Origin of the sequence: Gelidibacter sp. (assembly GCF_035515035.1) — a bacterium.
In the GTDB taxonomy this organism is placed as follows: Bacteria; Bacteroidota; Bacteroidia; order Flavobacteriales; family Flavobacteriaceae; genus Gelidibacter.
The window spans coordinates 1-4,617 of sequence record NZ_DATJCA010000071.1; the positions used below are offsets into that span (position 1 = coordinate 1).

Genomic DNA, 4,617 nt, shown 5'->3' on the forward strand with positions numbered 1-4,617 from the left:
GCCCCCGCATTTTTACGTAAGGTATTCCTGTCGCCGCCGTCCACATTGGCCGGCACGTTCACCACCTCATTGGCCGCCATCAGCGCCGAAGATCCGCCGCCATCCAAATTGACCGCTGCTACCACACCCAATTGGTGCATCATTTGCGCCAGTTCCTGAAGCGTGGCACCTGCACTGGCTTCCTGTCGGCCATCCACCACCAGGATCACCAAGGTATGGTCGTCCTTATACCCAATCGCCGATCGGGGGTGACGGATGGCATGACCCGTGCCAAAACCTTCTGCACTGGCGTCCAACCGCATCTTCCCATCCTTCACTAACACAGGACCGCCACCAATGGCTTGGGAAGCCAACCACGGGGTTCCGGCTCCTTTTTGTTTAAGGTCGTTGAGTTTTAGGGCAAAATCCCCGTTGGGTGCCGGGAGGGTCCAGGTGACTTCAGGTTTCCCATTGGCCATTCCAAAAGCACCGCGGGGTGTTTTATGGTTTCCTTTGGAGACCACAGCGCCGTCTTCAATGATCAGGCTCACCGAATGGTCACTGGCAAAATACCCGCCATTGATCGCCAAGATGGCATTGTTGTTCTGATAGGTTTCCGCCGTAGTCTCTCTCACCGCATCACTGCCTATAGAACGAAATTTCAAATTGGTATCGCGCAGGTCAATCTCGGCGTACATGGCTCTAAGTGGCGCCCCGTCCGGAAGAGCACCGTAAGTGTCAAAGAGTTGGATGGAAGCGGGCAGTTCGGTATTCAGGTCTTGCCGTGGTTGCCAGTTCAGCTCAATCTCTTGGGCGTGGAGCAGTCCACCCCAAATAAAGCCCAAAAGCAGGAGGGTAAAATTGGATGCGTTCATAAAATGAGGTAAGGAATGTGTTTGGTGCATAGCAGTTGGTGTGTACATGATTTTAGACAAGTCGATTTAGTACCGTGAGCGATTTATATCGGCTCCCGTGCTTTCAACAAGCTTAGGTTTTAGTTGATGCTGTGGCAGAGTTGATGCCATAATACCGTTGGTTTTATAGCCCATAAAGATAAGGTCTTTTTCTACTTACTCCTAATGCACCAAAGTTTCTAATGCTCATGCTTTTAGCAAAAGTTGGTTTAACATGGCCCATGATATTTAGGTGACTAAAATACAGTTCAAAATGCAAAACGAAGACCTATAAAACGGATCCTGCCTAAACGCCGAAATGCCTAAAGCTAGGTCCACCAAAAATTTAGGGCATCCCTCACCGTTTTAAATCGGAGTTTAGGATACAATTCCTAAGGGTGATGGCCCCTGTTGTGACAGATAATCTGTAGGTTTGTTTTTAATAAGCCGAACCGCACAAAACCGAGCTATGAATAAAAAAGACCGCCCAACCCCCCGTTTAAAAAAGCCGTGGCCCACTAAAAAGGCGATGGAGCAAGTGTATGCCATGAAGCTTTGGGGAACCAACCATGCCGACTTTTACTCGGGGGAAGGTTCGCACCACCCGGATATCGTGGGCCCTTATTTAAAAGCGGTTAAAACCTTTTTAAAGTCTTTTAAAACCCCTTTGGTGGTGTGCGATTTGGGCTGTGGCGATTTTAATATCGGGAAGCACTTGGTGGCCCATACCAAAAAGTACCATGCCCTAGATATCGTCCCCGCCCTGATCGCCCACCACCAGGAAAAGTATAAAGCCGATAACTTAGAGTTTCACTGCTTGGATCTCGCCGAAGATGATTTACCCTCAGGCGATTTGGCAATTTTAAGACAGGTCCTGCAACACCTCTCCAATGCCGAAATTCAAAGCATCCTGAAAAAATTAACCCCTTTTAAATATGTGCTCCTCACCGAACATCTGCCCGAAGGCGACTTCCTCCCCAATCGCGATATTATTTCAGGCCAGGGCACGCGACTGAAAAAAGGAAGTGGGGTCAACTTACTGGCCGCACCATTTGATTTTAAGGTGAAAACCGCCGAACAACTAACCGCGGTAACCTTAAAGGAGGGAAGAGGGGTGATTGTCACGACGCTTTATAGGGTGTTTTAAAAGTATTCTAAAGAGGTCAAAGTCAATGAAAGTATGAAGCCCTTTACTAAAAGTTAGATGGTTGCTTGAGAAAACCCGCATAAATAGCATACGATCAATTTCTTAATTACATATAAGGGGTAGGGTTAAATATTAATCTGTTTCATTTGAAATTTGATTGATCTGAATAAAATAGGAAACAATAAAATAAGTTAATCCTTTTAAGCTTATGTGTTCTTATTCTGAGATATTGTCGATGTTAATTTCATCATCTCAGAATATATTCTTTATTTAAGGTTTTTTATTAACTTGTGCTTTTTTTGGGATCATATTTCCACAGAGAAATGCAGTGTAATACTAGTTAGTTATTAGATGGAAGAAAAATTTAAAAAGTGGATTTCGGAATTTGAGAATAAGGCAGACGGAACTGTTTATAGCTACGCGAAATCAATAAATAAAGTTTCTGAACATTATTCACAACATAAAGGTTCTCCTATAAATATTTTTGAAATTTCTGATTTCGAGACGATTCAGAATTTAATACTTCAATATGATTTTGGTGGGAAATATGAGGATTTTGGAAATAAGGGCAATAGAACTTACATCAATGGTTTAAAAACCTATTCGAGGTTTTTGAGTAACACACCAAAAAAGACTGGCTCCAGGTCTAGTAACAATTTTGAATACAGGGCAATTAAAAGCGCTACAAGTAATCACAATGACCTTATAAATAGATTTGATACTATTCTAAAGGAAGAGGCCATAAACATGAGCACTAGCTATCAACTTTTTTATTGTTTGGAAGTCTCCATCCGTAATTTGATCAAAACCACCATGGAAAACAATTACGGAAAAGAGTGGTGGCAAAAGGTAGATGTTCGTGTTAAAGACAATGTTAAAAACAATCTCGCATATGAATTGGATATGCCCCATTCAAAAAGGTCTGATAATAATATAGACTATACCACTTTTGGAGACTTGCGTAAAATTATTAATTCAAATTGGTCCATATTTCAACATGATTTTTGCAAGAATTTAAACTCCGTCAACGAAGTAATGATCAATCTTAATCGATTAAGAGTTCCCATAGCCCATTGCACGCCATTGGTTGATAAAGAGGTCAAAAGATTAGAGATATATGTTGATGATTGGTTTGAATTATTAAATGATAATTAATTTATAGTTCACCGTATAAATGGCAATGATAAATATCGACTATTTTATTTTCTTTTATGTCAAAAAATAATGCGAACTCACTTTTTGAATTGTTTCCAACAAACCTACACACAGGCTGATCACAATTACAGTTCAAGCAATGATCCAAGTCTAACTTCAGCTCTGTATCTCCCATAATTTGATGCTCAATAAAGCGATTCTTTAATTTAAGTATAAAGTTTATTTTACCAATATCTTCATAATCAATATCACCATCCAATAAATCAAACAGATTATTGGAATTCATGCACATAATAGCGTGGCAAAATAAAGTGAGAGAATTCACTTTTTTATGATAAGTCAAATCCTCTAATGTTATAATTCCGTGTGCATTCATACCTATTAATTTTTAACAAATATCAAAAGCTGTTATGCAATACAGTTGCATGGTTATATTATTTACTTTTATTTCCATTTTTTAAGTTTAAACTTCCTATTTTTAAACCCCTAACATTAGTAAACACTTTATTTTAAATTTCACTCCGCTTCATGGCAACCAACAAACATGCCCAAATTCGCTATACCATATTAGACCGCTGTTTCAGTAACTTTAATCGTTTATATGACTATGATGATCTTTTAAATGAGGTCAATCAGGAGTTGTATGAATTGGGAACAGAAGGTGTGAAACTTCGTCAACTTCAATATGACATTGACCACATGAAATCTGATGCTGGTTGGGCTGTTGAATTGGATGCGAATTTGAAAAAAGGACGTAAAAAAGCATTCCGGTATCAAGATAGAAGTTTTTCTATAGCTAATCACCCATTAAATGTTGATGACATTGAGCAATTGGAGACGACTATTGCCATCTTGTCCCGATACAAACATCGCGCGGAATTCTCGTGGTTGGAGGAACTTATTCCACGAATGGCTCAAGCTTTTAATTTGGTAGCCAGTGGCGATAATGGCATTGTGAGTTATCAAGAGAATTTTGATTTAAAGGGGCGACAACATATCTCTACCTTATTTAATCTTATTGTAAAGCGTAAACAAATACGAGTTATTTATGAGCCGTACGGGAAACCGCATTTTGACGTGGTTGTTTTTCCGTATCATGTCAAACAATATAATAACCGTTGGTTTCTGTTTTGTTATAATAAGGAATATGAGTCGATTTCAAATTATCCATTAGACCGGATAATTTCAATTGAAGAATTGTCTGATGGTTTTGAACCCAGTGATATTAATTGGTTGGATTATTTTGATGATATCATTGGAGTCACAAAGCCGGAAGAAGGTAAATTAGAAGAGATATATCTGAAGTTTTCAGAGCAGCGCATTAACTATGTGTTGACAAAACCGTTGCATGGATCGCAGAAAATGGATAAAACAGATGAAGAGGAGCGAACGATAACTATTGAGGTAATTCCTAATCATGAACTGTATCAAATGTTATTGTCT

At 39.6% G+C, this 4,617-nt stretch carries 5 protein-coding genes; 3 read left to right on the forward strand and 2 right to left on the reverse strand.

Features of this window, described 5'->3' with window-relative positions:
* Positions 1-902, reverse strand: a 902-nt coding sequence (locus VLZ86_RS05745; protein WP_325449649.1) for a phosphodiester glycosidase family protein, incomplete at its 3' end; no start/stop codon positions are given.
* Positions 903-1,341: 439 nt separating this feature from the next.
* On the opposite strand from VLZ86_RS05745, the gene VLZ86_RS05750 reads away from it, so the two are divergent.
* Positions 1,342-2,019: a class I SAM-dependent methyltransferase gene (locus VLZ86_RS05750; RefSeq protein ID WP_325449651.1), complete on the forward strand. Its 678-nt coding sequence runs from the start codon at positions 1,342-1,344 to the stop codon at positions 2,017-2,019.
* A 351-nt stretch (positions 2,020-2,370) separates the two neighbouring features.
* A complete protein-coding gene (locus tag VLZ86_RS05755; RefSeq protein ID WP_325449653.1) occupies positions 2,371-3,174 on the forward strand; it encodes a Swt1 family HEPN domain-containing protein in 804 nt (267 codons plus the stop codon).
* Position 3,175: 1 nt separating this feature from the next.
* On the opposite strand, the gene VLZ86_RS05760 is transcribed toward VLZ86_RS05755, so the two are convergent.
* Entirely contained in the window at positions 3,176-3,550 is a 375-nt protein-coding gene (locus VLZ86_RS05760) for a hypothetical protein (protein WP_325449655.1), read from the reverse strand.
* A 152-nt stretch (positions 3,551-3,702) separates the two neighbouring features.
* On the opposite strand from VLZ86_RS05760, the gene VLZ86_RS05765 reads away from it, so the two are divergent.
* A partial coding sequence (locus VLZ86_RS05765; protein WP_325449657.1) for a WYL domain-containing protein occupies positions 3,703-4,617 on the forward strand: 915 nt, incomplete at its 3' end.